Raw genomic sequence first — 26,770 nt, forward strand, 5'->3', positions numbered from 1 at the left:
TGCGCCTCCGTTCTCGGACGAACTGCGGACTCCACCAGAATCGCCGCTGCGGCCCTGATTCGCGCCAGGGAGACTCCCTGGCCCGCGCGTCAGAGGCGGTCGGCGTCCAGGACCGCACGGGCGAAGGCCTCCGGCGCCTCCTGGGGCACGTTGTGCCCGATGCCGTCGAGGGCACGGTGGTCGTACGGGCCGGTGAACTTGGCGCGGTACGCGCTCCCGTCGCCCGCCGGGGTGAAGGGGTCCAGCTCACCGTCGAGGGTGATCGTGGGGACGGCGATGGCCGGTCCCGCGGCGAGTTGGGCCTCGATGCCGTCGTAGCGCGGGTCTCCCGCGGCGAGGCCCAGCCGCCAGCGGTAGTTGTGGATCACGATGCTCACGTAGTCCGGGTTCTCGAAGGCCTTCGCGGTGCGGTCGAAGGTGGCGTCGTCGAAGTGCCAGGTCGGGGAGACGCTGCGCCAGATCAGCTTGGCGAAGTCGTGCCCGTACCGGTCCAGGCCCAGCTCACCGCGCTCGGTGGCGAAGTAGTACTGGTACCACCACGCCAACTCGGCGGCCGGGGGCAGCGGTTGCTTGTTCTTCTCCCGGTTGGTGATGAGGTAGCCGGTGACCGAGACGAGCGCCTTGCACCGCCCCGGCCAGAGTGCCGCGATGATGTCGGCCGTCCGCGCTCCCCAGTCGAAACCGCCGAGCAGCGCCTTCTCGATCCGCAAGGTGTCCAGCAGGGCGATGATGTCGAGGGCGACCACGGCCTGCTGGCCGTTGCGAAAGCTCTTCGGCGACCGGAACGTGGTGGTGCCGTAGCCCCGCAGGTAGGGGACGATCACCCGGTACCCCTCGGCGGCGAGCAGCGGCGCGACGTCGACATAGCTGTGGATGTCGTACGGCCATCCGTGCAGCAGGACGACCACCGGGCCCTTGGCCGGGCCGACTTCGGCGTAGCCGATGGTCAACTCGCCAGCCCTGACCTGTTTCAGCGACTCGAACGACGTACGAGCCGTCGTCCGCGCGGGAGTTGGCGTCTCCGGTCCGGCGGGAGCGGCCGACGCGGGTGACGAGCTGAGCCATCCCGCGAGGGACGCGGCCGCGGTCCCGGCTCCGATGGTCCTGCCGAGCGCTCGCCTGTTGATCATGTGAACCGTCCTGCCTCTGGGGGTGCCGGAGTGCCACCCGCTGGAGGGCGGCCCTGATCAGGTTCCGCTGCCGGTCGTCCTGGGCGCCACGACCGGTTTCCTCGTATGTGGGAGGTACGGCCTCTCGCCCGGGCACCAGTCATGCGCAGGGGCGCTACTTCAGCAACTCCAGCAGCCGCTCGCCGAGGACCGCGGCCGAGTCCGGGTTCTGCCCGGTGATGAGGTTGCGGTCCTCCACCATGTACGGCTTCCAGATCTCGCCGCGGCTGAACTCGACGCCGATCTTGTCCTTCAGCTCCGTCTCCAGCAGCCACGTCACCCGGGAGGCCAGGCCGACGCCTTCCTCCTCGTCGTTCGTGAAGCACGTCATCCGGTAGCCCTTGAAGGGCGACTCGCCGTGGATCCTGGTGGCCAGGATCGCGGAGGGGCCGTGGCACACGATCGCGAGGGGCTTGCCCGAGGCGAGCTGTGCCGTGAGGATCCGGCCCACGTCGGCGTCCAGGGCCAGGTCCGCCATCGGGCCGTGGCCGCCGGGCAGGTACACCGCGTCGTAGTCCTCGAGGCGGACGTCCGAGAGTTTGAGCGGCCGTCGCATCACTTCCGCGGACCGGATGATCTCCTCCAGGTCGAGGGCCCCCTGCTCACCGCCCGCCATGGAGGGGCGCAGGCTCATCATGTCGACGTTCGGTGTCACACCGTTCGGTGTCGCGACCACGACGTCGTGACCGGCCTCCGTGATCAGCTTGTACGGGGCCGCGAACTCCTCGGCCCAGTACCCGGTCGCATACCTGGGCCGTCCTTGAGCACCCAGTACGTCGCGCCGGTCAGCACGAAAAGAACCCTCGCCATCTCGATCACTCCTGCCGTCCAGGGCCCGCCGCCTGCGTTCACACTGCGGAACCGCCACCTGGTGCCACGGTCCCGCGCGCGGTCCGCCGGTCGCACCGGTGGGACACCCTGGTCGTCACCCCCGGGCCCGCGGAGGCCACGGCGGGAGGGGAGGACCTCCGACTCAGCCGCTCTGTCCCCGGTTCACCCGCACCGCCCCGGCCGCCGCCTCCGCGGCCTTCGCCGTCACGTCGGCGGCGGCGCGCGCGGCTCGTCCCGTCACCCGCCAGGCGAGCATGCCCAGTGCCGTGCCAGGGCTCGGCGGGAAAATGCCGAGCTGTCCCAGCATGGCCACGTCGTCGCGCACCGCCTCGTGTCCGACCACCTTGCCGTCGCGGAGGTCGAGCACATGGATCTGCTCGAAGTCGACGTCCCGCCCGGTCGGCGGTATCGCCTGGCCGAGGGCGCCGTCACGGAAGCGCACGAAGGGTCCTGCGTGACGGCCCCGCATCCGCAGCCGTAGCCAGACCTGCTCGTCGTTGTGGGCGATCCCGAGGACGGGGAAGGTCAGGTCACTGAAGGCGGAGCGCATCCACGCGCTGGAGGCGAGCACGCCCGCGGGTCCGGGGAGCGCGCAGGCCGCGGGCGACACGGCTGCCTCGCGGTTGCGGAAGTCCTCGTGGACCACCTCGGCGGCCAGTACCGGGTCGCCGGTTTCGAGGATGCGGAAGAGCCCGTGGGCCAGTTCCGTGGCGTCCATGCCCATTGCGTGATCCCTTTCGCAGGGGGTGCGTTCCGAGGGGTGCTGCCGTCCGGCAGGAATTGAGGTTACAGGACGCCTATTGAATTCTTCACCCGTAGGATCTGGCCATGCCTCCCAAGCGCCGTTATGTCTCCCCGCTGCGCGAACAGGCCGCCGCGCGGACGCGCGAGCTGATCCTCGAACACGCCACGGAGCTGTTCGCCGAGCGCGGCTATGGCCGGGTCACCGTCGCCGACATCGCCTCGGCGGCCGGTGTCGCCTCGAAGACGGTCTTCGCGAGCGTCGGCAGCAAGGGCGACATCCTGGATCACATCGTCGACCGGGGCGTGCTCGCCTCCGGCTACGACCAGGCCATGAAGGAACTGCTCGAACTGCGGAGCCCGGAGGCGGTTCTCAAGGCCCTGGCCCACGGCACTCGCCTGGGCAACGAGGGACAGTTCGCGGTGCACGAGGCGATCCGCAAGGCGCTGCCCGTCCACGAGAACGGCGAGGAGCTGTGGGAGCGCGCGACGGCCGCGTACCGGGACGCCCTCCGCACCGCCGCCCGCCATCTGCACAGTCTCACTCCCCCGCCGTCGCACTCGGCGAAGGAGACCGGCGACCTTCTCTGGTACTGGTTCGGCCCCACCGGCTGGCGCACGCTCGTGGTCGAGAACGGCTGGTCGTGGGACCGTGCCGAAGAGGTCCTCCACGGCACGGCGGTGGCCACGCTCCGCTGACGGCGGTGGCCGAAGACCGAGCACCGCGCACGCACCGGCTGCAACCGGAGCGCCGTACACCGTCGTCAGAACCCCTAACTACTCATGTTTGTAAGGGCAGTTGGAAATCGAGAGCGTTGACATGCGCCACACTCGTCCCAAGGGTGCGGGCAGTAGGGGTGGGAGTGATGCATGGCCGGGTGGAGACCAGTCTTAGGTACGGCGGCGAGTGTGCTGCTGCTGGCCGGATGCAGTGGCGGGTCGGGCGACGAGCCCAGGGCGGAGGGGACGCCGAAGAAGGGTGCCGACGCGTCGCCCTCGGTCTCGGAATCGGCGTCACCCGTGAACGAGCCGTACACGCTCGCCGAGGACCGGGCGCCGAGGACTCGGGCCGAGGCGGTGCAGTTCGTTCGTGAACTCACCGTGCGCCCCGACTACTTCGGCACCGGATACCGCGAACGCGATCCCTTCGAGAGCGATCCGGCCGAGTGGGCCGTACTCGGCGCGGACTGCCTGTGGCGGCGCGAGGAGCTGCCGGGCACCGTACTGGCCAGCCTCACCCGGGCGTACGAGCTGCCCGCGAAGGGCGGCAAGGGGCCGGTGTACGTGTCGCTGACCGTCACCGTGCACCAGGACGTCGTGTCGGCGCGGCGCGACATGGCCGGGTCGCTGGAAGAGGCGCTGCGCTGCCCCGGGCAGCAACTGAACGCCACGGACCGGGTGCTCGGCCTGTTCTCCCGGGCCGACGCGTTCACCGACGGGCGGACCGTGATCTCCGACGACGACCTGACGGAGACCGGGACCTGGGTCGCCGGCGGCGGCAAGGCGCATCCCTTCGACTGGTACAAGTTCCGGATGGGGCCGGTCACCGTGGCCGCGACCGCGCGGCACGGCGCGGGCCGGACCGAGGCCGAGGACTCCGACGTCACGACCGGCATGGGCAAGGGAATGACCTTCGTCGCGGCGAGCATCGACAGCCGGGGCAAGGCGGCCGATGCGGATGCGTCCCCCGCCGAACCGACCGGGACGAAGGGGGCGGGACAGTGAGCGAACCGCTGCGGCCGTCAGACCCCTCCCGTATCGCGGGCTTCCGGCTGCTGCGGCGGCTCGGCGCGGGCGGCATGGGCGTCGTCTACCTCGGGCGCACCGACTCCGGGGCACTCGCCGCGGTCAAGGTGATCCGGGGAGAGGGCGCCGGTGACGAGGACTTCCGGGCCCGGTTCGCGCGGGAGGTGGAGCTGGCGCGGCGGGTGGACAGCCCCTGGGTGGTTCCCGTCCTGGACGCGGACGCCGGGACACGCGAGCCGTGGCTGGCCACCGCTTTCGTCCCCGGGCCCTCCGTCGCCGAGGCGGTCGCCGCGCACGGCCCACTGCCGGCGCAGGCGGTACGCATCCTGGGCGGGCTGCTGGCCGGGGCGCTGGACGCCGTGCACACGGCCGGGCTCGTCCACCGGGACGTCAAGCCGGGCAACGTCCTGCTCGCCCTGGACGGGCCGCGCCTGATCGACTTCGGCATCGCGCGCGCCGTCGACGACACGGCACTGACCGCGTCCGGGCTGGTGGTCGGCACCCCCGGTTTCCTCGCCCCGGAGCAGGCCGAGGGGCAGCCCGCCACCGCTGCCGGCGACGTGTTCGCGCTGGGCTGCGTGCTGGCATACGCCTCGACCGGCGCACCGCCCTTCGGCACCGGGACGCCCGACGCCCTGATGTACCGCACGGTCCACGACGAGCCCGAACTCGCCGGTGTGGAGGGTGAGTTGCGGACCCTGGTGGAACGCTGCCTGGCCAAGGACCCGGACGCGCGGCCCACGGCCGACGACATACGGGGCCTGCTCGCCGACGACGCTCCGGACACCTCCGGCGGCTGGCTCCCCGACCCCGTCGCCCGGATGGTCGCGGCACGGGCCGCCGAGAGCCTCGCCTTCCCGGACGTCGAACCCACGGTCCTCGACGATCCGGCCGTCCCCGTCCGGCACCCGGGCAGGCGCCGCCTGCTGTTGGCCGGCGGTGCGCTGCTGCTCGCGGGCGGCGGGACCGGAGCGGCGGTGTGGGCATCGGGGGACGACGAGAAGCCGTCCGCGGGCGCCGCACGTCCCGTGTACGTCCTCGGCGTGCACACGACCACCGGCTCGACCGAGGCCGCCGTCAGCAGGGCCTCCGAGCGCGCCGCCCGCCTCGCCGTCGCCCAGCACAACGCCACGCAGGAGCGCTCCTACGACCTGAAGGTGAAGGTCCTCGCCGACAAGGGCGACGCGGACACCGCGCGGGCGGTGGCCCGGACGTTCACCGCCGACCGGGACGTCGTCGCCGTGCTGGGACCGGTCGCCGAGCTCCCCATGCAGCGGGCCGCGACCGTCTACGGCGCGGCGGGGCTGACCCATGTCTCCAGCACCACGGGCACGCAGGACTACTTCCTGACGTCGCCCAAGAGTTCGTTCCAGAGCAGCCCCGCCCACGGCGCGCTCGGCACGTGGATCGGACTGCACGCCTACATAACCCGACAGGTGGTGCGAGCCGGCGTCGTGATCGACCGGGCCGGGGGCCCGGCCATGCAGGACGAGGGCACTCAGGTGGTCACCAACTGGCGCACCGTCCTCAAGGGCGAGGTCGTGCCCCGCGTCGTCGCGGAGGACACGGACGACGGTCCGAAGGCGGTGCGTGACGTGCTCGCCGCCGGTGTCAAAGCCTTTGTGTATCTGGGCGCCCTGGACGCCACCGTCCGCACGGCCCAGGATCTGGTCGCGGCCCGCTTCACCGGCCCGCGCTGGATGCAGCACCGGCTGTACGGCTCGGACTTCCCGCGTCTCGCGGGTGCGGCGGGCGACGGCTGGTACGTGGTGACGGACGCCGTGGACCCTTCCGTACTGACGACGAAGCGGGCCAAGGACTTCACCGCGGCCTGGCGGAAGCGCTACGGCAGCACTCCGGAGCCGTACGCGACCGAGGCGTACGACAGCGTGGGGATGCTGCTCGCCGAATTCTCCCGCACGGTTCCGGCCGGGGCGCGGCGGCGGCCGGTGCGGGCCGATCTCGCCGTGCGGCTGGCGAAGGTGAAGTACCAGGGCATCGCGCGGACGTATGCCTTCGGCGACTTCCACCAGTACGACAACAGCTCGACGGGCTGGGCGGACGAGACCTTCGTCCACGAGGTGCGAGGCGGGCGGTTCCGGCAGCTGGGATCGCTCGGCGATCTGCATCGCGCGGCGGAGAGCCAGAGCTGACGGAAGTCCGGGTCGGCGGACGGGAACGACGGGGAAACGGAGGCGGCCGACGTGGAACGGCTCCTGCCCACCGATCCGTCCGTGATCGGCGGGCACCGGCTCGCCGGGCGGCTCGGCGCGGGCGGCATGGGCGTCGTCTACCTGGCGCGCTCACCGCACGGCGCCTGGTGCGCGCTGAAGGTGATCCGCGAGGAGTACGCCGACGACCCCGGTTTCCGCGCCCGTTTCCGCCGCGAGGCCGAGCTGGCGTCGCGCCTCACCAGCCGGTGGACCGTGCCAGTGGTCGCGGCCGACGCCGACGCCCGCTCCCCGTGGCTGGCCACCGCCTATGTGCCCGGCCCGTCCCTCGCCGAGGCCGTGGCGCTGCGCGGCCCGTGGCCCGAGGCGCAGCTGCGCGGGCTGGGTGCCGTGCTGGCCGAGGCACTGGACGGGGTGCACGCGGCCGGGCTGGTCCACCGGGACGTGAAGCCCGCGAACGTGCTGCTCGCGGCGGACGGGCCACGCCTGATCGACTTCGGGATCGCGCGGGCCGTAGGCGCGACCGCGCTCACCGCGGACGGCTCCGTCGTCGGCTCCCCCGGCTACCTCTCGCCCGAGCAGGCCCGCGGACACACCGTCGGTCCGCTCAGCGACGTCTTCTCGCTCGGCTGCGTCCTCGCCCGCACGGCCACCGGCCGCCCGCCGTTCGGCACCGGCGGCGCGGCGGCCGTGCTCTACCGGACCGTCGGGGAGGAACCCGACCTGGACGGCATCCCGGAAAGCCTCGCCCGGACCGTACGACGATGTCTGGCGAAGGAACCGGAGCGCCGCCCCAGCGCCCGTGAACTCCGTGACGTCTTCGGCGAGTTCACCGTGGACGAGTGGCTGCCCGAGGGGCTGCCTGCCCTGGTCGCCGCCCGTGCCGCACGCGTCCTGGACCTGCCCGTTCCCGACCCGACCGTGCTCGCCGGGCCCACCTCTGTGGACGCGCCGCCCTTGCCCACCCGGCGGCGCCTGTTCGTCGCAGGGGCCGCGCTCGGTGTCACCGCGGCGGCCGGGGCGGGGGCGTGGTGGCGGTGGGGCCGGGGCGCCGCGTCGGCGAACACCGGTTCCGTACGGCGCTCCCGCCATGTGGTCGCCCTGCTCGGCAGCCCGGACGACCCCTTCTTCACCGACCACGAGCGCGGCGCCCTCCTCGCCGTCGAGCAGCACAACCAGGACGCCGAGCGAACCCTGGACCTCGTCCTGCGCACCGCGGACGACGCCGGCACCGCGAAGGGCTCCGCCGCGGCGGCCACCCGGCTGGCCGCCGACCCGGACGTCTCCGTGGTGCTCGCGGCGGGCCCGAACACGACCGTGCCCGCGGCCCTGGACCCGTGTGCGAAGGCCCGGCTGACCCTGCTGGTCACCCGCGCCGACACCGACGTCCTCGACACCGTCAACGTCAACAGCGCGCTCGTCCTGCGCGCCACCCGGACCGTCGGCCCGTTCGCGGCACTGATCTATCTGAACCGGGTCGCCAAACCCGCCCGCACGGTGATCGTGCACGACCTGGCCACCGAGGTGGAGAGTCTGGCCACGGTCCGGATCACCACCGTCTACGGCAAGGTCGACGGCGAGACGTCGGTGGAAGAGGTCGCCCCGGACGAGGACTTCACCGGGGCCGCCGGCCGTATCGCCACGCACCCCCGCGACGCCGTGTTCTTCGGCGGGGTGAACCCCGACCGCGCCGCCGCCTGCGCCCGCGCGCTGCGCGACGCAGGCCACAAGGGCGCCCGGGTCGCGGGAGAGCACGTCCTCGGCGCCCCCTTCCTCGCTGTCGGCGAGGACTGGCGGATCGGTACGAGTTACACCGACGCGAACGCCGACCCCCGTACCAAGGCGTTCGCCGCCGCGTTCCGTGCCCGCCACGGACACGCGCCGGGCCCCTGGGCGGCCGAGGCGTACGACGCCGTGCGGTTCGCCGCCCACGGCCTCGCCTCCGTCGGCGACGACGGCCGCACCGCCCTGCGCTCGGAACTCCTGCGCCGCCCCTGGCAGGGCATCACCCGCCTCATGGACTTCGACGCCGCCACGCAGTACTTCGAGACGGGCGACGACGGCGGAGGGTTCCTGTACCGGGTGACCGGCGGAGCCGCCCGCTTCGTGGCGCGGTCGCACGACATCGGCAAGAAGACGTGAGCGGTCGTTCAACACCCCTTGAGAGCAAGGGGAGTTGAACGACGGTCACGCGCCGACGTACGCCGCCAGATGCTCCCCCGTGAGCGTCGACCGCGCGTCGACCAGGTCGGCCGGTGTCCCCTCGAAGACGATCTTTCCGCCGTCGTGTCCGGCCCCCGGGCCGAGGTCGATGATCCAGTCGGCGTGGGCCATGACGGCCTGGTGGTGTTCCACGACGATGACGGACTTGCCGGAGTCGACCAACCGGTCCAGCAGGCCGAGGAGTTGCTCGACATCGGCGAGGTGGAGGCCGGCGGTGGGCTCGTCCAGGACGTAGACGCCGCCCTTCTCGGACATGTGGGTGGCCAGCTTGAGGCGCTGGCGTTCGCCGCCGGAGAGAGTGGTGAGCGGCTGGCCGAGGCTGAGGTAGCCGAGGCCCACGTCGGCGAGGCGGGTAAGGATCTTGTGCGCGGCCGGAGTTGCCGCCTCACCCGCGCCGAAGAACTCCTCGGCCTCGGTCACCGACATCGCCAGCACCTCGCTGATGTCACGGCCACCGAAGCGGTACTCCAGCACCGACGCGTCGAACCGCTTCCCCTCGCACTCCTCGCAGGTGGTGGCCACGCCCGCCATCATCGCCAGGTCGGTGTAGATGACGCCGGCGCCGTTGCAAGTGGGGCAGGCACCCTCGGAGTTGGCACTGAAGAGGGCGGGCTTCACGCCGTTGGCCTTGGCGAAGGCCTTGCGGATCGGTTCGAGGAGTCCGGTGTACGTCGCCGGGTTGCTGCGGCGTGAGCCCCGGATGGCACCCTGGTCGACCGACACCACGTTCTCGCCGGCCGGGACCGACCCGTGCACCAGCGAGCTCTTGCCCGAGCCGGCGACACCGGTGATGACGGCGAGGACACCGAGCGGGATGTCGACGTCGACGTCCTGGAGGTTGTTCGTCGCGGCGCCCCGGATCTCCAGGGTGCCGGTGGGCTTGCGGGTCGACTCCTTGAGTTTGGCCCGGTCGTCGAAGTGCCGGCCGGTGATGGTGCCGCCGGTGCGCAACTCCTCGACGGTGCCCTCGAAGCAGACGGTGCCGCCCGCCGTACCGGCGCCCGGGCCGAGGTCGACGACATGGTCGGCGATCGCGATGGTCTCCGGCTTGTGCTCGACGACGAGCACCGTGTTGCCCTTGTCGCGCAGGCGCAGCAGCAGGTCGTTCATGCGCTGGATGTCGTGCGGGTGCAGTCCGATGGTCGGCTCGTCGAAGACGTACGTCACGTCGGTGAGGGAGGAGCCGAGGTGGCGGATCATCTTGACGCGCTGCGCCTCACCGCCGGACAGTGTGCCGGCGGGCCGGTTCAGCGAGAGATAGCCGAGACCGATCTCCACGAACGAGTCGAGGGCCTGCCGCAACGCGGTGAGCAGCGGCGCGACCGACGGCTCGTCGAGTCCGCGGACCCACTCGGCCAGGTCGCTGATCTGCATCGCGCAGGCGTCAGCGATGCTGATGTCCTTGATCTTCGAGGAGCGGGCGCCCTCGTTGAGGCGGGTGCCGTCGCAGTCGGGGCAGGTGGTGAAGGTGACGGCCCGGTCCACGAACTCGCGGATGTGCGGCTGCATGCCCTCCCGGTCCTTGGCGAGCATCGACTTCTGGATGCGCGGGATCAGACCTTCGTAGGTCATGTTGATGCCCGCGATCTTCATCCGGGTCGGCTCGCGGTGCAGGAAGTCCTGCAGCTCCTTCTTGGTGAACCTGCGGATCGGCTTGTCCGGGTCGAAGAAGCCGGACTCGGTGTAGAGGCGCGCGTTCCAGCCGCCGCCCGTGTAGCCGGGCACGGTGATCGCGCCCTCAGCGAGGGACTTGGAGTCGTCGTAGAGCTGGGTGAGGTCGAGGTCGGTGACCGAGCCGCGGCCCTCGCAGCGCGGGCACATGCCGCCGGTGATGCTGAAGCTGCGGCGCTCCTTCACCTTCTGTCCGCCGCGTTCCATGGTGACCGCGCCCGCGCCGCTGATCGAGGCGACGTTGAAGGAGAACGCCTTGGGCGAGCCGAGATACGGCGTGCCGAGCCGGCTGAAGAGGATGCGCAGCATGGCGTTGGCGTCGGTGGCGGTGCCGACGGTGGAGCGGGGGTCGGCGCCCAGCCGCTGCTGGTCGACGATGATCGCGGTGGTCAGCCCGTCGAGGACGTCGACCTCGGGGCGGGCCAGCGTCGGCATGAAGCCCTGCACGAAGGCGCTGTACGTCTCGTTGATCAGCCGCTGCGACTCCGCGGCGATCGTGTCGAACACGAGTGAGCTCTTGCCCGAGCCGGAGACCCCGGTGAACACCGTCAGCCTGCGCTTGGGGATCTCGATGCTGACGTCCTTGAGATTGTTCTCGCGCGCCCCGTGCACGCGGATCAGGTCGTGGCTGTCGGCGGCGTGCAGCCCGGACGACTGCGTGTCCGTCCTCGTGGCCTTGCTCATCGTGCGTTCCCTCCGTTTGCGCCGGGCCGCCGAGAGTCGATCGGCGGGACATCGCCCGGCTCGATCCAACCAGGCTTCGAGCGGTACGTCCGCTTCCGGTGCACGGTGCTGCACCTGGCAGTCACGCTAGGGGGAACGCGTGGCCTCGCGCTTCTCGAATCCTGACCGGTCCGCTCGCCTCCCGTCCTGGTGCGCACGGCGTACGTGGTGCAGGTGGCGGCCCAGCGCCACCACGGCCAGGGCGGCGACCAGACCCGTCACACCCCGCCAGCCGAACCGGTCGTACGTGCGCACACCCAGCCAGGAACCCGCGCTGCCGCCGAGGAACGCGCAGGTCATGTACGCGGTGTTGATACGGGCCCGGGCCTCGGGCCGCAGCGCGAAGATGCGGGCCTGGTTGGCGACCTGGCCGGACTGGACGGCGACGTCGAGCAGCAGCATGCCGGCGGCCAGGGTCAGCAGGCCTGCCCGGCCGCCCCCGGCGGCGGGCACGAGGAGCGCCGCCGAGGCGATCGTGCCGAGCATGGCGAGGAGGCTGACCGTGTCGGGGCCTCTGCGGTCGGCCAGACGGCCGGCGAGCGGGGTGCTGAACATGCTGGCCGCGCCAACCAGTCCGAGAATGCCCACCGCCTGGGCGCCCATGCCGTACGTCGGTCCGGTGACGAGCAGGGTGAGCGTGGTCCAGGCGGCGCTGAAGCCGGCGAAGACCATGGCCTGGTAGAGGCAGGAACGGCGGAGGTCCGGTTCGGTGCGCAGCAGCCGTAGCGGGGCGGATATCAGGGCCGGGTAGCCGTGCCGGGTGGACGGTGTGGTCGGCGGGACGGCGCGGGAGAGGATCGCTGCCAGCGCCAGGACGATCACCGCCGCCACGATGTACGGCGCCCGCCAGCCGAACCGTTCGCCGAGGGTGCCGCTGAAGGTGCGGGCCAGGAGGATGCCGCCGATCAGGCCGCTGAGGAGGGTGCCGGTGACGGCTCCTCGGCGTTCGGCGGGTACGAGTCCGGCGGCCATCGGGGTGATGATCTGGGGCACGACGGTCGTCACGCCGGTGACCGCGCTCGCGGCGATGAGCAGCGGGAGCGACGGTGCGGCGCTCGCGGCGAGCAGTCCGGCGGCGGTGAGCACCAGCAGGGTGACGATCAGGGGGCGGTGCGGGAGCCGGTCACCGAGGGGGACGAGGAGGAAGATCCCGGCGGCGTACCCGAATTGGGCCGCCGTGACGACGAGGGCGGCGGAGCCGGCGGAGACGCCCAGGTCGGCGGCGACGAGCGAGCTGATCGCCTGCGGGAAGTAGATGGTCGAGACGCCCACACCGCAGGCGAGGGACAGGACGAGGATCACCCAGCGGGGCACGGACACACCTCACGCGAGAACCGGTTTGACTGGTTCGGCCGACGGTAGCAGGAGAGCCGTTCCACTGGCACCACTTAAACCGGTTCCATGGGAGTAGGGTGAGGGCGTGCCATCGACTCCGCGCTTCCGCCAGGGTGCCGGGCGCCTGTGCCTGGACTTCATCCGTACCCTGCGCCACCGTGGTTCGCCCGGGGTGGTGGAGGAACTCCCCGACGCCGAGGCGTTGTCGGCATGGGTGCGGCAGTGCGGCCCGTGCGAGACAGGAGGGCACGCCGATGCGGCTCGGGCCCGCGACCTGCGCGAGGCGGTCTACGTCCTGATCACCGACGCCCGGTCCGGCCGGATGCCCGACGCGAACTCGCTCGCCCTGGTCAACGAGGCCGCCGCACATCCCGTCCCGGTACCGCGTCTGGACCGCGCGGGGCGGCTCGACTGGCTGGCCGAGGACCCCGTCCGGGCCACCCTCGCCCTCGTCGCCCGCGACACCCTGGACCTGGTGACCTCCCCGTCGCTCGCCCGCCTCCGCAACTGTGCGGGCCCCGCCTGCGGCGCCCTGTTCCTCGACACCTCGCGCCCCGGGAACCGCCGTTGGTGCTCCATGGACACCTGCGGAAACCGCGCCAAGAAGGAGACGCTGCGCGGCAGGACTGCCTGATCAGCGCGCCAGAGAGAACTTGTTCACCTCTCCGCAACCGCCTTTGGGATCCACATACTTAAAGTGTGGATCCCGGTCCCCACACCCAAGAGCCGATCCCCCGAACATAGCCCCTGGCACCCCCGGAACGGATCACCCATGCACCTCCCACCCCACCCGCACACCTCATGACACGCCACGGCGTACGCAGGATCGTCCCCCTGCTGCTGGGCTGGGAGGAACTCCCCAAGTCCGTCTCCGTGCACGGCGCCCCGTACGAGGAACGGCTGCGTGAACCCGTACCGGCGGTCCTCCTGGAGTGCGACGGCGGCTGGCTGTTGCTCGACACGGGCTTCAACACGGCACTGATCCGGGACCCGGCCCTGCGCCGCCGCTTCTACGGCTCCCCCAACTACCGGCCGATCCTGCCGGGTCCGGGCGAGCCTCTGGAGGAGGCCCTCGACGCGGCCGGCATCGCGATGGACGCGATCCACGCGGTGGCCGTCAGTCATCTGCACGCCGATCACGCGGGCGGACTCAAGCACTTCGCGGGCCGGGTGCCGGTGCACGTACAGCGCGAGGAGCTGGCCTACGGCCTGTCCGGGCAGCCGGAGGTCGAGCGCCACTCGATCTTCCGCGTCGACTTCGACGACCCGCGCATCGACTGGCGCCAGGCCGAGGGCGACACCGAGATCGCCCCGGGTGTGACCGCCGTACTGACGGCCGGGCACACTCCCGGACACCAGAGCTTCGTGGTCGACCTCGCGGACGGCGGCGGTTTCGTGTTCGCCTTCGACGCCGCCGACCTCACCGAGAACATCGAGCACGAGCGTCCGATCGGCGCCTCGATCGGTGTCGACCCGGAAAGCACGGTGGAGCCCATCCGCCGGCTCAAGCGCATCGCCGCCGAACGCGGCTACGAACTCGTCCCCGGTCATGACCCCGTGGTCTGGCCGGAGTTGATCCACCGCCGGGGCGTACCGGACGCGTAGCGAGGAGTGGCCGAACAGCGCCCACAGCCCGGTTCACACGCCTTTAACACCCGGGACACGGGAGGGACTCTGTGGCCCGTGAACATGTTATTGGATCCAATCTTGACACTTTGAGATCCATTATCCGAGGATCGGTGCCCAAGGAGGCCCACATGCCGGACCAGTCAGCTGGATCGTCCTCACCCGGCTCCACCCCGTCGACGGCGTCGCGCCGCACCATGCTCCGGGGCGCGGGACTCCTCGGAGTGGGAGTCGGCTTCGGGCTCCCCGCCCTGCTCAGTGCCTGCGGTGCCGCGGCCGACGACGCCAAGGGAAGCAGCAAGGGCGGCACGCTGACCCTCGCCATCGACGCCACGAGCGCAGTCAACGACCCGTCGTTCTACACCTCGTTGGGCGACTGGATGGCCGTCGACTGCATCTGCCGGGGCCTGACCTTCATCTCCTTCGAGACCAACGAACCCACCCCCGACCTGGCCAAGAGCTGGACCATCTCCGACGACCAGCTCACCTACACCTTCGCCCTGCGCGAGGGCATCAAGTTCCATGACGGTACGACGCTGACCTCGGCGGACGTACTGGCCAGTCTGGGCCGGCAGTTCGACGAGAAGGACCCGACGCTGCCCAAGGGCGCCACCCGCCCCCTGTCCGACCTCGGCGCGAACGTAGCCTCGCTGACCGCTCCGGACGACCTCACCGTCAAGATGGTCCTCAAGAAGCCGGACCGGACGGCCCTCGGCCAGCTGTCCGACATCGGTGGCCGCATCATCTCCAAGGCCGCACTGAAGAAGTACGGCGCGGACGTCGGCAAGCACCTCGTCGGCACCGGCCCGTTCGCCTTCTCCGCCGCCACCTCCGGCCAGTCCATCACCCTCACGGCCTTCGACGACTTCCGCCTCGGCAGACCGCCCGTCGACCGGCTGGTGCTCCGCCAGGTCCAGGACCCCTCGACGATCGTCAGTTCGCTGCTCAGCGGCGACATCTCGGCCACCCAGTTCACCCCGTACTCCGCCGCCGCACAGCTGCGCAAGGACGACTCGGTGACGGTCTACAAGACGCCGTACAACGCCAACGCGATCCTGATGATCGACGCCCGCCGGGTCCCCGAGTTGAAGGTCCGCCAGGCCATCAACCTCGCGATAGACCGCAAGGCCATCCTCGACCAGGCCTTCTACGGCGTCGGCGCGCTGCCCGGTGGCTACGCCATCCCGCCCGCGCAGAGCGGCTACGACACCAGCCTCGCCGACCTCAGCACACAGGACACCGCGAAGGCGAAGAAGCTCGTCGCCGAGGCCGGCGCGGGCGGCCGGCGCATCCGGCTCATGGCGGCGAGCGACTCCTGGCACCCGAAGGCCGCGCAGATCGTCGCCCAGAACCTCACCGACGTCGGCTTCAAGGTGGTCACCACCTCCGTCGACCCGGCCACCTACTTCACCCGGCTCCTCGACGGCAAGGACGACTATCACGACCTGATGATCTGGGAGCGCAACACCTACGTCCCGGACGCCAACGACATGGTCGGCGCCATGGCCAGCCCCACCGGTCTCTACGGCGCGACCATCACCGGCATGGACACGCTCAAGGACGCCGCCTCGCTCCAGACGGAGCTGGACACGGCCAAGAACCTCCCCCTCGGCGCCCAGCGCACGGCTGCCTACACAAAGATCCAACGCCGTTGGGCCGAGGACTACATGGTCCTGTCGATGCTGGCCTGCTTCGCCAACCTGGTGGTCAGCGGCTCGCACGTGAAGCACATGAACACGGCGGCGCTGGCCAACCACCGCTGTTACATGGAGAAAGCAAGTGTCTGAGACGACGGCCGCTCCGGCGCCCGTGGCGACCGCACGGCCTCCCACGCCCCCTGCCTCCTCGACCGTGCGGACCGTCCTGGCCGCCTGGCGCGGGCGCAGGTTGGCGCGGTCCTGGCCCGCCGTGCTGTCCTGGCTGGTGCTGATCGTCCTGGTCCTGGTGGCGGTCGTAGGACCGCTGCTGGTCCAGACGGACCCGCTGCGTCAGACCTCGTCGGCGCTGCTGCCCATGGGTTCGTCCGGCCATCTGTTCGGCACGGACGACCTGGGCCGCGACGAACTGGCCCGACTGGTGCACGGCGCACGGCCGTTGCTGCTGGTGGCGTTCGCGGCGACCGCGCTGGCGGCCGTCGTGGGAACCGGGATCGGACTCGTCGCCGGGTATGCGGGCGGTGTCGTCGAGCAGATCCTGATGCGGATCGTCGACCTCGCCCTCGCCTTCCCCTCCATCCTGCTCGTCATCCTCCTCGTGGCAGCCGCAGGACCGGGCACGCTCAGTCTGGTCTTCGGCATCGGCGTGTCCCTCGCACCCGGTCTGGCCCGGCTGGCCCGTGCCCTGACCGCGCGCGAGGCGGCTCATGACTACGTCGTCGCCGCCAAGTTGGGCGGCACCCGCACCTCGCGCATCCTTGCCCGCGAACTCCTCCCGAACATCGCCGGACCGATGCTCGCCCAGGTCGTCATGACGCTGTCGATCGCAGCCGGTTTCGCCGCCGGCCTCTCCTACCTCGGCCTCGGCATCCAGCCCCCGCAGCCCGACTGGGGCTACATGGTCCAGGCGGGCCAGGAGTTCCTCTACACGGCACCCCGACTGGTCGTCCTGCCCGCGACGTTCACGCTGCTGTTCGTCGTCGCCTGCAACTTCGTGGGCGACGACCTGCGGGACGCGCTCGACGTGAAGGGGCCCGCGTGACCACCGCACTGCTCCCCCTCCGCAGGCCCAAGTGGGCAGCGGGACCAACCCTGTTGGTCCTACGACGGCTCGCGGTCATCCCCGTCGTCCTGTTCGCGCTGGCCAGCCTGGTGTTCCTCGCGATGCGGCTGCTGCCCGGCTCACCCGCGACCTCGCTCGCGGCCGGCGGCAACAACCTCTCCGCAGCCGAACTGGCCGCGAACGAGGCTCGCGTCAACAAGGCACTCGGCCTCGACCGACCGCTCCTCGCCCAATACGGCACCTTCCTCAACGACTTGGTGCACCTGCGGCTCGGCACCTCGTTCTACGGCTCCAACAGCGTCCTGGGTCTGCTCGGCGACGCACTCCCCGCCACGATCGAGCTGACGCTCGCGGCGATGACGATCGCGGTCCTGCTCGGTGTCGTCACCGGGGTCATCGCCGCGCTGCGCAAGGGGAGTTGGATCGACCACTCGACCCGGGCCGTCGCCACGGTCAGCTTCTCCCTGCCGTGGTTCGCGCTCGGAGTGCTCGGCATCGTCGTGTTCGGCGTGTGGCTGCGCTGGCTCCCGGTCCTGGGCCGACTGCCCAGCTCGCTGGACTACAACCCGACCACCAACTTCGTTCTCCTCGACGCGATTCTGCAGAACCGCCCCGAGCTGGTGTGGCCCTGGATCCAGCATCTGATCCTGCCCGCCGTCACGTTGGCGCTGTCGATGGCCGGGTTCATCACCCGCATCGTGCGCGCCTCGGTGCTGGAGGTCCTCGACGACGACTTCGTCAGGACCGCGCGGATGAAGGGCCTGAGCGAGAGCGTGGTGATCCGCCACCACGTGCTGCGCAACTCCTGGCTGCCCATCGTGACCGTCCTGGGGCTCCAGTTCGGGTCCCTGCTGGGCGGTTCGGTGATCACCGAGACGGTCTTCTCGTACGCCGGTGTCGGCCGCCTGCTCGTGCAGGGCGTCCTGCAACGGGACTACCCCGTCGTGCAGGGCGCCGCCCTCGCCATCGCGCTCCTCTTCACCCTGGTCAACCACGCGGTGGACGTGCTCTACACGGTCCTCGATCCGCGGCTACGGAAAGGATGACTCGCATGGACATCGTGCTGGTCCACGGCGCCGGCGGACGGCCGACGACCTGGTCGGCGGTGCAGCCCCTGCTGGCAGCCCACGGCCACCGGCTGTTCACCGTCACCAACCCGATGACCTCGCTGGAGGACGACGTCGCCAACACGGCGGCCGTGTTGGCGGAGACGACGGGCCCGGTGCTGCTGGCCGGGCACTCCTACGGCGGCGCGGTCATCAGCAATGTCGGGCGCGATCCGCGGGTCAAGGGGCTTGTCTACATAGCCGCGTTCGGGCCGGACGAGGGCGAGACGGTCAGCGGGATCGTGGAGCGCTACGAGGAGGCCGAGATCTCCAAGTACATGCGGCGCGGCCCGAACGGCGAGTGGAAGTCCGAGACGAGCGAGGAGTTCTGGGCGGAGATAGGCCCCGACCTCTCCCCCGAGCAGCGAGCCGTGGTGGAGGCGGAGGGCCGCAAGGCGGAGAACCTCATCTTCACCCAGCCGACGGGCGCACCGGCCTGGCGCACCCTCCCCAGTTGGTACCTGGTCGCCGACGACGACCGCACGCTGCGCCCGGAGATCCAGAACGACATGGCGGCCCGGATGAAGGCGACCGTCGAGCACGTACCCGGCAGCCACTACACGACCCTGGTGTGGCCGGAGCGCGTCGCCGACCTGATCCACACGGCGGCCCTGGCCGTGGGCGACGGCTCATGACGTCCGCACCCGTGCTCGAAGTCCGGGATCTGCGCGTCCAGTTCGACGTACCGGCGGGCCGACTGCCGGCCGTGGACGGAGTGGACCTGACTCTCCACCAGGGCGAAGTCCTCGCGCTGGTAGGCGAGTCGGGGTCCGGGAAGTCCGCCCTGTCGATGAGCCTGGTCGGCCTCAACCGCGGTCCACGCACCCACATCAGCGGCGAGGCGGTCTTCAAGGGCCGTGACCTCGTCGCCGCGTCGGAGCGGGAGTTGCGCGGCGTGCGCGGCAAGGACATCTCGGTCGTCTTCCAGGACGCGCTGGCCGCACTCAACCCACTGCACCGCGCGGGCGCCCAGGTCTCCGAGATGATCCGCGCCCACCGGGACGTGACGCGGGGTCAGGCGACGGCCCGGGCCGTGGAGTTGCTCGGCGAGGTCGGCATCGCGGGCCCCTACCGCACGGCACGCGCCTACCCGCACCAACTCTCCGGGGGCATGCGCCAACGCGTGATGATCGCGATGGGCCTGGCCAACGATCCGGCGGTACTGATCGCCGACGAGCCCACCACCGCCCTCGACGTCACGATCCAGGCCCAGGTCCTGGCCGTCCTCAAACGCGTCCAGCGCGACCACGGCACCTCCGTCCTGCTGATCACCCACGACCTGGGCGTCGTGGCCGAGGTCGCGGACCGGGTGGCGGTGATGTACGCGGGCCGGATCGTGGAGCAGGGTCTGCGCGAGGAGGTGCTGTTCCACCCCCAACACCCTTACACGATGGGGTTGTTGGGCTCCGTCCCACCCATCGACGGTCCTGTCGTACGACGGCTGCCGACCATCTCGGGCAGCCCGCTCACCGGCGTGGACCGACCCTCCGGCTGCGCGTTCGCACCCCGCTGTCCCTTCGTCCACGACGCGTGTTCCGAACGACCCGTGCTGCGGCAGCGGCACGGCGACGACGGACACCTCGACGCCTGTGTGCTGCCCTCCCCCGCCCGCGCCACGGCCCGTTCCCAGGGAGGCCTCGCATGACCGCCGCGCTGATCCAGGCACGCGAGCTGCGGGTCGAGTATCCGGGCCGGGCGGGCGGCCGGGTCAGGGCACTGCGGGACGTCGACCTCGACATCCTCCAGGGCGAGACCCTCGGCCTGGTCGGCGAGTCGGGCTGCGGCAAGTCCACGCTCGGCCGGGCCCTGCTGCGGGTGATCGAACCCGTCTCGGGCCGCATCGAGTTCGACGGCAACGACCTCACCCGCCTGCGCGGGCACCAACTGCGGCGTACGCGCGCCGAGTTGCAGATGGTCTTCCAGGACCCGTTCGGTTCGCTGAACCCGCGCCGCAGGATCGCCGACATCGTCGCCGAACCCCTCCTCCGAGCACGCGGCGCCACCCGCGCCGAGGCCGCGAAGGCGGTGGCCGAACTGCTCGACCTGGTCGGGCTCGGCGCGGAGGCCGGCGGGCGCAGGCCGCACGAGTTCTCCGGCGGACAGCGCCAACGCATCGGCATCGCAAGGGCGTTGGCCTCCTCACCGCAGTTCGTGGTGGCCGACGAGGCGGTCTCGGCGCTGGACGTGTCGATCCAGGCCCAGGTACTGAACCTGCTGTCGGACCTGGTCCGCGACCGGGGCCTGACGATGCTGTTCATCTCGCACGACCTGGGCGTCGTACGGCACATCGCCGACCGGATCGCGGTCATGTATCTCGGTCAGATCATCGAGGTCGCCTCCCGTGACGCCTTCTTCGCCGCCCCCGCGCACCCCTACAGCCGGGCGCTGCTGTCCTCCGTTCCGGTGCTGCGGCCCGGGGAGAAGCCTGAACAGGAGGTGTTGGAGGGCGAGTTGCCCGATCCGGCGAATCCGCCGGAGGGCTGTCTGTTCCGCACCCGGTGTCCGATCGCCACGGAGGAGTGCCGCACCAGCGCGCCCGAGCTGCGCGAGATCGCGCCGGGCCGCAGTGTGCGCTGCCATCTCCCCCTGGTCTCCAGCGAGTAGCGAACAGCCAACAACAAGCTAAGGACGAACCGCCTTGATCATCGACGCGTACAACACGACCCAGGACGTCCGCGGCCGTTCCGACTACCTCACCGGCGCCCGCAAGGGCCAGGCCCCGCCGCCGTACAAACCCTTCGAGCCGCGCCGCATCCTCGACCGGATGGACGCGGCCGGGGTGGACATGGCGATGGTGTGCTCGCTCGCGCAGCGCATCGAGAACGACTTCATCGCCTCGCTGGTGACCTCGTATCCGGACCGGTTCTTCGGCTTCGGCCAGGTCATGCCGCAGGCGGACGACGCGCTCGACGAGATCGACCGGATGGCCGACGCGGGGCTGGTGGGGCTGAAGCTGCACCCGAGCCTGCACGGCTATCACGTCGCCGACCACGGCCTCCTGGACCCGGTCTTCGAGGCGTGTGCGCGGCGCGGACTGCTCGTCCTCGTCAATGCTCTCGACGACGCCTTCTGCGCGCCGCTGGCCATCGAGGAGATCGCCCGGGACCACCCCCAAGTGCCCACGATCATCGCCCACATGGGGGCGGTGTGGAACGTGCCGGAGGCGATCATCGTGGCCGAGCGGCAGCCGCACGTGTATCTGGAGACTTCGGCGACGCTGATGAGCGACGTGAAGCGCGCCTACGCGCGGCTCGGGCCGGAGAAGATCCTCATGGGCAGCGAGTGGCCCGGCTCCGACTTCGACCTGGAACGCATGAAGATCTCCAAGGCGGTCGAGGACGAGAAGGACCGGGCGCTCGTCGAAGGCGGCAACATGGCCCGGCTGTTGGGGCTGACGGTATGAGCGCCGCGAGCGTGCGCCCCGTGGCCGTACCGCCGTCGATGCACGAGGACGACGTCGAACTCCTCGCCACCGCACAGAACTTGCTGGCCCGGGTGTGGCAGTCGGGCCGGCACGAGGTCGCGACCGCGCTGCGCACGGCGGACGGCAGGGTCCACACCGGGGTCCATGTGGAGGGTTCCTGCCGGCGGAGTTCGATCTGTGCCGAGGGGGTTGCCATGGGCACCGCCCGGGGCGCCCTGCCCGCCGGGGCGGAGTTGAGCATCACGTCGGTGGTGTCGGTGCAGATCAAGCCGGCGGGCTGGTTCCGGATCATCGCCCCGTGCGGGGTGTGCCGCGAGCTGATCAGCGACTACTGCCCGGACGCCACCGTGTGGGTCACCACGGTCGACGGGGACAAGCCCGTCCCGCTGCGCGCCCTGGACCTGCTGCCCGAGAAGAGCCGACGCCGATGGTGAGCGCCACCGGCCCCGAGGAGAGGAGAGCCATGTCGTCCGTCTTCGTCACCGGTCCGTCCGGACGGACCGTCCCCACCGGGCTCGATGTCCCCGAACTCGCCGCGCAGTTGGGCGGATCCGGGACGCCGGTGCTGTGGGAGGAGCTGACCTGGCCGGAGGCCGAGTCCACGGCTGCCGCCCAGGACGCCGTCATCATCCCCGTGGGCGCCACCGAACAGCACGGCCCCCATCTCCCCCTCGCCGTGGACACCCGGATCTGCGAGGCGGTCGCCCTCGGCGTCTCCGCACTGACCGGCGTGCCCGTCGTTCCACCGCTGAGCTTCGGTGTGTCCGCGTCCCACGGCGACTTCGCGGGGACGGTGGCGCTGCGGCCCGAGACGATGATCGCCGTGATCGAGGACGTCATCGACTCGCTGTACGCCTCCGGAGTACGGCAGTTCGTGCTGCTCAACGGGCACATCTGGAACAACGGCGCGCTCGACGTGTCGGCCGAGAAGCTGAGGGTCCGTCATCGGGACGCGCGGGTGCGGGCGTTGGGGTACGTGACCATGTACCCGGGGCCCGAGGTCGACGGACACGTCACGTACGGGCGGGCGTTGATGCACGCCAACTTCTTCGAGACGTCCGTGATGCTGCACCTCGCACCCGAGCTGGTGCGGATGGAGCGGGCCACCTCGCATGTCGACGTCGACTCGTTCTGGGACTACCGCATGGACCAGGTCAGCGAGACCGGGGTCTGGGGCCGGGACGTGGCCGACGCGAACCCCAAGCACGGCGAGGCGGAGTTCGACCGCTGCGTCCTGACCACAGCCCGGGCGGTGTCCACGGCGGTCCGCGAGCCGTGGCCCGACCCCACTCACCAACCCGGACGCCAGGCGTGAAGGAGAACACCGTGGACCCCAGCATCGTGCTCCCCCGGCTGCCTGACTGCGAGCCCATGCTCATCGGCGGCGAGTGGACCACCGGCACCGCGACGGAGCGGATACCGGTGCTCGACCCGGCCACCCGGGACCAGCTCACCACGGTCGCCCAGGCGGGCCCGGCCGAGGTGTCCGCGGCAGTCGAGGCCGCCGACACCGCACACCGGGACCAACGTTGGCGCGGGCTGGCGCCCCGGCAGCGCCGTGACGTCCTGCTGCGTCTCGCCGACCTGGTGGAGCGCGACGCCGAGCAACTGGCGGTGCTGGACACCCTGGACAACGGCAAGGCCGTCGAACGCGCCCGTGGCGATGTGGAGTTGGGGCTGCAGGCGATCCGCCATTTCGCGGGCACGCCGACCCGGCTGTCGGGCACCGTGCACGCGGCCGGTCCCGACCGTCATGTGTACAGCGTCCGTGAACCGGTGGGCGTGGTGGCCGCCGTACTGCCGTGGAACTTCCCCTTCATGATCGCCGCCTGGAAGGTCGCCCCGGCGCTGGCCGCCGGTTGCACGGTCGTGGTCAAGCCGGCCGAGCAGACCCCGCTCACCGCGCTGCGGCTGGCGGCGCTCTGCCTGGAGGCGGGCGTACCCGAGGGCGTCGTCAACGTCCTGACCGGTGACGGCCGTACGGGTGCGGAACTGGTCGCCCATCCCGGCGTCGCCAAGGTGTCCTTCACGGGATCGACGGAGGTCGGGCGGCACATCATGGCCGCGGCGGCGCCGTCGTTGAAGCGGCTCACGCTCGAACTGGGCGGCAAGTCCCCCAACATCGTCTTCGCCGACGCGGATCTCGACGCGGCCGTACCGAACTCCGTGCGCGCGGTGTTCGGGCACTCCGGGCAGATGTGCACGGCGGGCAGCAGGCTGCTGGTGGAGCGGACGATCGTCAAGGAGTTCCTGGACCGGTTGGTGCCGGCCGTGGAGGCGCTGCGGATCGGCCCGGGGCTGGCAGGCGGCATCAACATCGGTCCGCTGGTGTCGCAGGAGCAGTACGACCGCGTCACCGGTTACGTCGAACTGGGCCGCGCCGAGGGCGCCGAGGTGGCCGTGGGAGGCGAACCGCTCGCCGGGCCGGGGTGGTTCGTACCGCCGACGGTGTTCACCGAGGTCACCCCCGACATGCGGATCGCCCGGGAGGAGATCTTCGGCCCGGTCGCCGCGATCCTGCCCTTCGACAGCGAGGAGGAGGCCATCGCCCTGGCCAACGACAGCGAGTACGGCCTCGCCGCCGGTGTGTGGACCGGCAGTCTGGCCCGCGCCCATCGCACGGCCGCCGCGCTGGAGGCGGGGACCGTGTGGGTCAACACGTACAACGAGTTCGACCCCGCCGTGGCCTTCGGCGGGATGAAGCAGTCCGGCCTCGGCAGGGACCTCGGCGACGCCGCCGTCGACGGGTTCACCGAGCTCAAGAGCGTGACGATCGCCCTGTGAGCGCGCCCGTCACGGCCGGTACGGCCGCTTCGCCCCCGAGTCCCCCGCCCCCACGCAGCCTGAACGTCGCGGCCGAACGCGCCCGCACCCCGGGCTCGTTCACCGGTCACCACTTCAACTCGGCGGGCGCTGCCCTGCTCGCCAACGGCACCGTCGAGGCGGTCATCGACCACCTCCGCGCGGAGAGCCTGTCCGGCGGCTACGAGGCCGCGAAACACGCGGCTCCCGCGCTGGATGCCGTCTACGCGCGTACCGCCGAACTCCTCGGCGCGCGACTGGAGGAGGTCGCCCTCGTCGAGAGCGCGACGGCCGGCTGGCAGCGTGCCGTGTCGGCGCTTCGACTCCGTCCCGGGGACCGGGTGTTGGCGGCCCGTTCCAGTTACGTGAGCAGCGCGCTGCACCTGCTGTCGGTCGAACGCGACCACGGTGTCCGGGTCGAGCTGTTGCCCAACGGCCCTGACGGGGCGGTGGACTTGGAGGCCCTGGAGGCGGCACTGCGGGCGGGACCGGCGGCGCTGGTGACGGCCGCGCATGTCCCGACGTCCTCGGGGCTGGTCGAACCCGCGTCCTCCATCGGCGCGTTGGCGGGCGCCCACGGGGTGCCCTTTCTCCTGGACGCCACGCAGTCCCTCGGCCAACTGCCGGTGGACATGGGTGCCATCGGCTGTGACCTGCTCATCGGCACCGGCCGGAAGTTCCTGCGCGGCCCGCGCGGCACCGGCCTGCTCGCGGTCCGGCGCCCCCTGCTGGACCGGCTCGCCCCCGAGGCACCCGATGTCCGGGGCGCCGTATGGACCGCCGAGCGCAGTTGGGAACTGGTGCCGGACGCCAAGCGCTTCGAGCTCTGGGAGGCCGCACACGCCCTGCGCCTCGGCCTCGGCGCCGCGCTGACCGACCTCGGCGCGCTCGGCGTGGACACAGTCGCCCGGCACCTGGCCGCTCTCGCCGCCTCGCTGCGGGAACGTCTCTCCGCGCTGCCGGGCGTCCGGGTCACCGATCCGCCGGCCGCGGGCGGCGCCATCGTCACCTTCGTGGTCGACGGGCTGGACGCCTCCGAAGTTCAGCGTCGACTCACCTACCGCCGGGTCCATTTGATCGCGGTTCCGGCAGGACACGGCCGTTGGGACATGGACCACCGGGGCCTGACCAAGGTGGTCCGGGCTTCCGTCCACGTCTACAACGACGTGGACGATCTGGACGCCCTGGTGGAGGCGGTACGCGAGATCGTGTGCCTGCACGGGCGGGGTACGGCGTCGGGCACGGGTCGGCAGGACGCGAGGGGGGAGACGCGGGCCGGGATCGAACCCGCGACGCCCACACCGGCACCCTCGACATCGCACATCACGCCCACGGCTGCTACTCCCAGCCCGCACACCACACGCCCCGACTCCCGCCGCCACGACGCGATCGTGGTCGGTCTCGGCGTCCACGGCAGTGCCGCCCTGCGTCACCTGGCCGCGCGCGGACTCGACGTCCTGGGGCTCGAACAGTACGGCCTGGGCCATGACCTGGGCTCCTCGCACGGGGCGACCCGGATGATCCGTCGCGCCTACCCCCACCCCGACTGGGACGCCCTGGTCGACACCGCCTACCGGGCATGGACGGAGTTGGAGGGCGCCTCGAAGGCCCAACTGCTCGACATCACGGGCGGGTTGTACGCGGCGCCGAACGGCCGCCCGGACCCCTTGCGCGGCCCCGGCTGCCGCGAGGTCGACGCGGAGGAGGCGGCACGGATCTTCCCGGGGCTGCGACTGCCCGCCGGATTCACCGCGGTGCACGACCCTCGGGCCGGGATCATCGACGCGCAGGAGACCCTCCGCGCCCAACTCGCCCTGGCCGAACGGTCCGGAGCACGCGTGGAGGACAACTCCGCCGTCCTCGGCTGGGAAGCGGACGGCGACGAGGTCGTGGTCCGCACCGCTGAGGCCGTCCTGCGCACCCGCCGTCTGGTGCTGTGCACCGGTCCTTGGACCGCAGCCCAAGTCCCGTCCCTCGCCGAGCACCTGACGGTCACTCGGATCGTCAACGCCTACTTCGCCGCCGACCCGGCGGGCCCGCTCGGCCCCTCCGGCCTGGGAAGTTTCTCCGTCGATCTGCCGCAGGGCCTGCTGTACGGGTTTCCCTCGGCCGACGGGCGCGGTCTCAAGGCAGGTCTGGACAGCGGCCCGACCTGGGACCCGCAAGCGCCTCGCCCCCGAGCCACCGCCGAGGAACTCGCCCTGCTCAGCGAGGCGGTGGCGCAGGTGCTGCCCGGTGCCGGGCCGGTGACCGAGAGCCTGACGTGCCTCTACACGATGACCGCCGACCGCCGCTTCGTGGTCGGCGAACTACCGGGCGTACCACAGGTGTTGCTGGGCTCGGCGTGTTCGGGTCACGGCTTCAAGTTCGGACCGGCGATCGGCGAGGCGCTGGCCGACCTCGTGTGCGGGATCGCCCGCCCGGACCTGGACTTCCTGTCCCCGGCCCGACTGTTCCCCGGCGGAACCTCATGAAGCGGCGCCA

21 protein-coding genes and 1 pseudogene are annotated in these 26,770 nt (G+C 71.3%); 17 read left to right on the plus strand and 5 right to left on the minus strand.

Translation table 11 applies throughout. The annotated features are described in order from the left end of the window. Positions 1–89 precede the first annotated feature (89 nt). The 3 genes and pseudogenes from OC490_RS24940 to OC490_RS24950 form a co-directional block, all read right to left on the minus strand. On the minus strand, positions 90–1,130 hold the full coding sequence (locus tag OC490_RS24940; RefSeq protein ID WP_262060214.1) for an alpha/beta fold hydrolase: 1,041 nt from the start codon (positions 1,128–1,130) through the stop codon (positions 90–92). Positions 1,131–1,284: 154 nt separating this feature from the next. Next, positions 1,285–1,979: pseudogene (locus tag OC490_RS24945) on the minus strand (type 1 glutamine amidotransferase domain-containing protein). A gap of 163 nt (positions 1,980–2,142) precedes the next feature. Continuing rightward, a complete protein-coding gene (locus tag OC490_RS24950; protein ID WP_262060215.1) occupies positions 2,143–2,718 on the minus strand; it encodes an ester cyclase in 576 nt (191 codons plus the stop codon). 110 nt (positions 2,719–2,828) lie between these two features. Between OC490_RS24950 and OC490_RS24955 the strand changes: the two genes are divergently transcribed. From OC490_RS24955 to OC490_RS24970, 4 genes are all read left to right on the plus strand, one after another. Next, positions 2,829–3,440, plus strand: coding sequence for a TetR/AcrR family transcriptional regulator (locus OC490_RS24955; RefSeq protein WP_262060216.1), 612 nt, complete (start codon positions 2,829–2,831; stop codon positions 3,438–3,440). A 171-nt stretch (positions 3,441–3,611) separates the two neighbouring features. Then, positions 3,612–4,466: a hypothetical protein gene (locus OC490_RS24960; protein WP_262060217.1), complete on the plus strand. Its 855-nt coding sequence runs from the start codon at positions 3,612–3,614 to the stop codon at positions 4,464–4,466. After that, positions 4,463–6,640, plus strand: coding sequence for a bifunctional serine/threonine-protein kinase/ABC transporter substrate-binding protein (locus OC490_RS24965; protein WP_262060218.1), 2,178 nt, complete (start codon positions 4,463–4,465; stop codon positions 6,638–6,640). Before OC490_RS24960 ends, OC490_RS24965 begins: the two co-directional genes overlap by 4 nt. A gap of 51 nt (positions 6,641–6,691) precedes the next feature. Next, entirely contained in the window at positions 6,692–8,800 is a 2,109-nt protein-coding gene (locus tag OC490_RS24970; protein WP_262060219.1) for a bifunctional serine/threonine-protein kinase/ABC transporter substrate-binding protein, read from the plus strand. Between the two features lie 45 nt (positions 8,801–8,845). Here OC490_RS24970 and OC490_RS24975 read toward each other — a convergent pair whose 3' ends face one another. Beyond that, entirely contained in the window at positions 8,846–11,236 is a 2,391-nt protein-coding gene (locus OC490_RS24975) for an excinuclease ABC subunit UvrA (RefSeq protein ID WP_262060220.1), read from the minus strand. A 126-nt stretch (positions 11,237–11,362) separates the two neighbouring features. Beyond that, positions 11,363–12,595: an MFS transporter gene (locus OC490_RS24980; RefSeq protein WP_262060221.1), complete on the minus strand. Its 1,233-nt coding sequence runs from the start codon at positions 12,593–12,595 to the stop codon at positions 11,363–11,365. Between the two features lie 100 nt (positions 12,596–12,695). Here OC490_RS24980 and OC490_RS24985 point away from each other — a divergent pair, with 100 nt between their 5' ends. The 13 genes from OC490_RS24985 (at position 12,696) to solA (ending at position 26,760) form a co-directional block, all read left to right on the plus strand. Continuing rightward, entirely contained in the window at positions 12,696–13,244 is a 549-nt protein-coding gene (locus OC490_RS24985) for a CGNR zinc finger domain-containing protein (protein ID WP_262060222.1), read from the plus strand. 167 nt (positions 13,245–13,411) lie between these two features. Beyond that, positions 13,412–14,215, plus strand: a complete 804-nt coding sequence (locus tag OC490_RS24990) for an N-acyl homoserine lactonase family protein (RefSeq protein ID WP_262060223.1) — start codon at positions 13,412–13,414, stop codon at positions 14,213–14,215. Between the two features lie 152 nt (positions 14,216–14,367). Then, positions 14,368–16,023: an ABC transporter substrate-binding protein gene (locus OC490_RS24995; protein WP_262060224.1), complete on the plus strand. Its 1,656-nt coding sequence runs from the start codon at positions 14,368–14,370 to the stop codon at positions 16,021–16,023. Further along, complete coding sequence (locus tag OC490_RS25000) at positions 16,016–16,933, plus strand: ABC transporter permease (protein WP_262060225.1); 918 nt, start codon at positions 16,016–16,018, stop codon at positions 16,931–16,933. The genes OC490_RS24995 and OC490_RS25000 overlap by 8 nt, the downstream gene beginning before the upstream one ends. Next, a complete protein-coding gene (locus tag OC490_RS25005; RefSeq protein WP_262060226.1) occupies positions 16,930–18,000 on the plus strand; it encodes an ABC transporter permease in 1,071 nt (356 codons plus the stop codon). Before OC490_RS25000 ends, OC490_RS25005 begins: the two co-directional genes overlap by 4 nt. Positions 18,001–18,005: 5 nt before the next feature. Next, entirely contained in the window at positions 18,006–18,695 is a 690-nt protein-coding gene (locus tag OC490_RS25010; protein ID WP_262060227.1) for an alpha/beta hydrolase, read from the plus strand. Further along, entirely contained in the window at positions 18,692–19,705 is a 1,014-nt protein-coding gene (locus OC490_RS25015; RefSeq protein ID WP_262060228.1) for an ABC transporter ATP-binding protein, read from the plus strand. The genes OC490_RS25010 and OC490_RS25015 overlap by 4 nt, the downstream gene beginning before the upstream one ends. Then, positions 19,702–20,664 carry an ABC transporter ATP-binding protein gene (locus OC490_RS25020; RefSeq protein WP_262060229.1) on the plus strand — a complete coding sequence of 321 codons (963 nt, stop codon included), beginning with the start codon at positions 19,702–19,704 and terminating at the stop codon, positions 20,662–20,664. Before OC490_RS25015 ends, OC490_RS25020 begins: the two co-directional genes overlap by 4 nt. A 34-nt stretch (positions 20,665–20,698) precedes the next feature. Then, positions 20,699–21,463: an amidohydrolase family protein gene (locus OC490_RS25025; protein ID WP_262060230.1), complete on the plus strand. Its 765-nt coding sequence runs from the start codon at positions 20,699–20,701 to the stop codon at positions 21,461–21,463. Further along, on the plus strand, positions 21,460–21,918 hold the full coding sequence (locus tag OC490_RS25030; protein ID WP_262060231.1) for a cytidine deaminase: 459 nt from the start codon (positions 21,460–21,462) through the stop codon (positions 21,916–21,918). The genes OC490_RS25025 and OC490_RS25030 overlap by 4 nt, the downstream gene beginning before the upstream one ends. Before the next feature lie 29 nt (positions 21,919–21,947). Next, on the plus strand, positions 21,948–22,799 hold the full coding sequence (locus OC490_RS25035; RefSeq protein ID WP_262060232.1) for a creatininase family protein: 852 nt from the start codon (positions 21,948–21,950) through the stop codon (positions 22,797–22,799). Positions 22,800–22,810: 11 nt separating this feature from the next. After that, positions 22,811–24,268: an aldehyde dehydrogenase family protein gene (locus OC490_RS25040; protein ID WP_262060233.1), complete on the plus strand. Its 1,458-nt coding sequence runs from the start codon at positions 22,811–22,813 to the stop codon at positions 24,266–24,268. Beyond that, a complete protein-coding gene (gene solA, locus OC490_RS25045) occupies positions 24,265–26,760 on the plus strand; it encodes an N-methyl-L-tryptophan oxidase (protein ID WP_262060234.1) in 2,496 nt (831 codons plus the stop codon). The genes OC490_RS25040 and solA overlap by 4 nt, the downstream gene beginning before the upstream one ends. The last annotated feature ends 10 nt before the right edge of the window (positions 26,761–26,770 follow it).

Origin of the sequence: Streptomyces sp. STR69 (genome assembly GCF_024519455.1) — a bacterium.
In the GTDB taxonomy this organism is placed as follows: domain Bacteria; phylum Actinomycetota; class Actinomycetes; order Streptomycetales; family Streptomycetaceae; genus Streptomyces.

Excerpts from the sequence above, each read along its gene's own strand:
- OC490_RS24940 (WP_262060214.1), bottom strand. The coding sequence starts at position 1,130 with ATGATCAACAGGCGAGCGCTCGGCAGGACCATCGGAGCCGGGACCGCG.
- OC490_RS24950 (WP_262060215.1), bottom strand. The coding sequence starts at position 2,718 with ATGGACGCCACGGAACTGGCCCACGGGCTCTTCCGCATCCTCGAAACC.
- OC490_RS24955 (WP_262060216.1), top strand. The coding sequence starts at position 2,829 with ATGCCTCCCAAGCGCCGTTATGTCTCCCCGCTGCGCGAACAGGCCGCC.
- OC490_RS24960 (WP_262060217.1), top strand. The coding sequence starts at position 3,612 with ATGGCCGGGTGGAGACCAGTCTTAGGTACGGCGGCGAGTGTGCTGCTG.
- OC490_RS24975 (WP_262060220.1), bottom strand. The coding sequence starts at position 11,236 with ATGAGCAAGGCCACGAGGACGGACACGCAGTCGTCCGGGCTGCACGCC.
- OC490_RS24990 (WP_262060223.1), top strand. The coding sequence starts at position 13,412 with ATGACACGCCACGGCGTACGCAGGATCGTCCCCCTGCTGCTGGGCTGG.
- OC490_RS24995 (WP_262060224.1), top strand. The coding sequence starts at position 14,368 with ATGCCGGACCAGTCAGCTGGATCGTCCTCACCCGGCTCCACCCCGTCG.
- OC490_RS25010 (WP_262060227.1), top strand. The coding sequence starts at position 18,006 with ATGGACATCGTGCTGGTCCACGGCGCCGGCGGACGGCCGACGACCTGG.
- OC490_RS25015 (WP_262060228.1), top strand. The coding sequence starts at position 18,692 with ATGACGTCCGCACCCGTGCTCGAAGTCCGGGATCTGCGCGTCCAGTTC.
- OC490_RS25020 (WP_262060229.1), top strand. The coding sequence starts at position 19,702 with ATGACCGCCGCGCTGATCCAGGCACGCGAGCTGCGGGTCGAGTATCCG.
- OC490_RS25030 (WP_262060231.1), top strand. The coding sequence starts at position 21,460 with ATGAGCGCCGCGAGCGTGCGCCCCGTGGCCGTACCGCCGTCGATGCAC.
- OC490_RS25035 (WP_262060232.1), top strand. The coding sequence starts at position 21,948 with ATGTCGTCCGTCTTCGTCACCGGTCCGTCCGGACGGACCGTCCCCACC.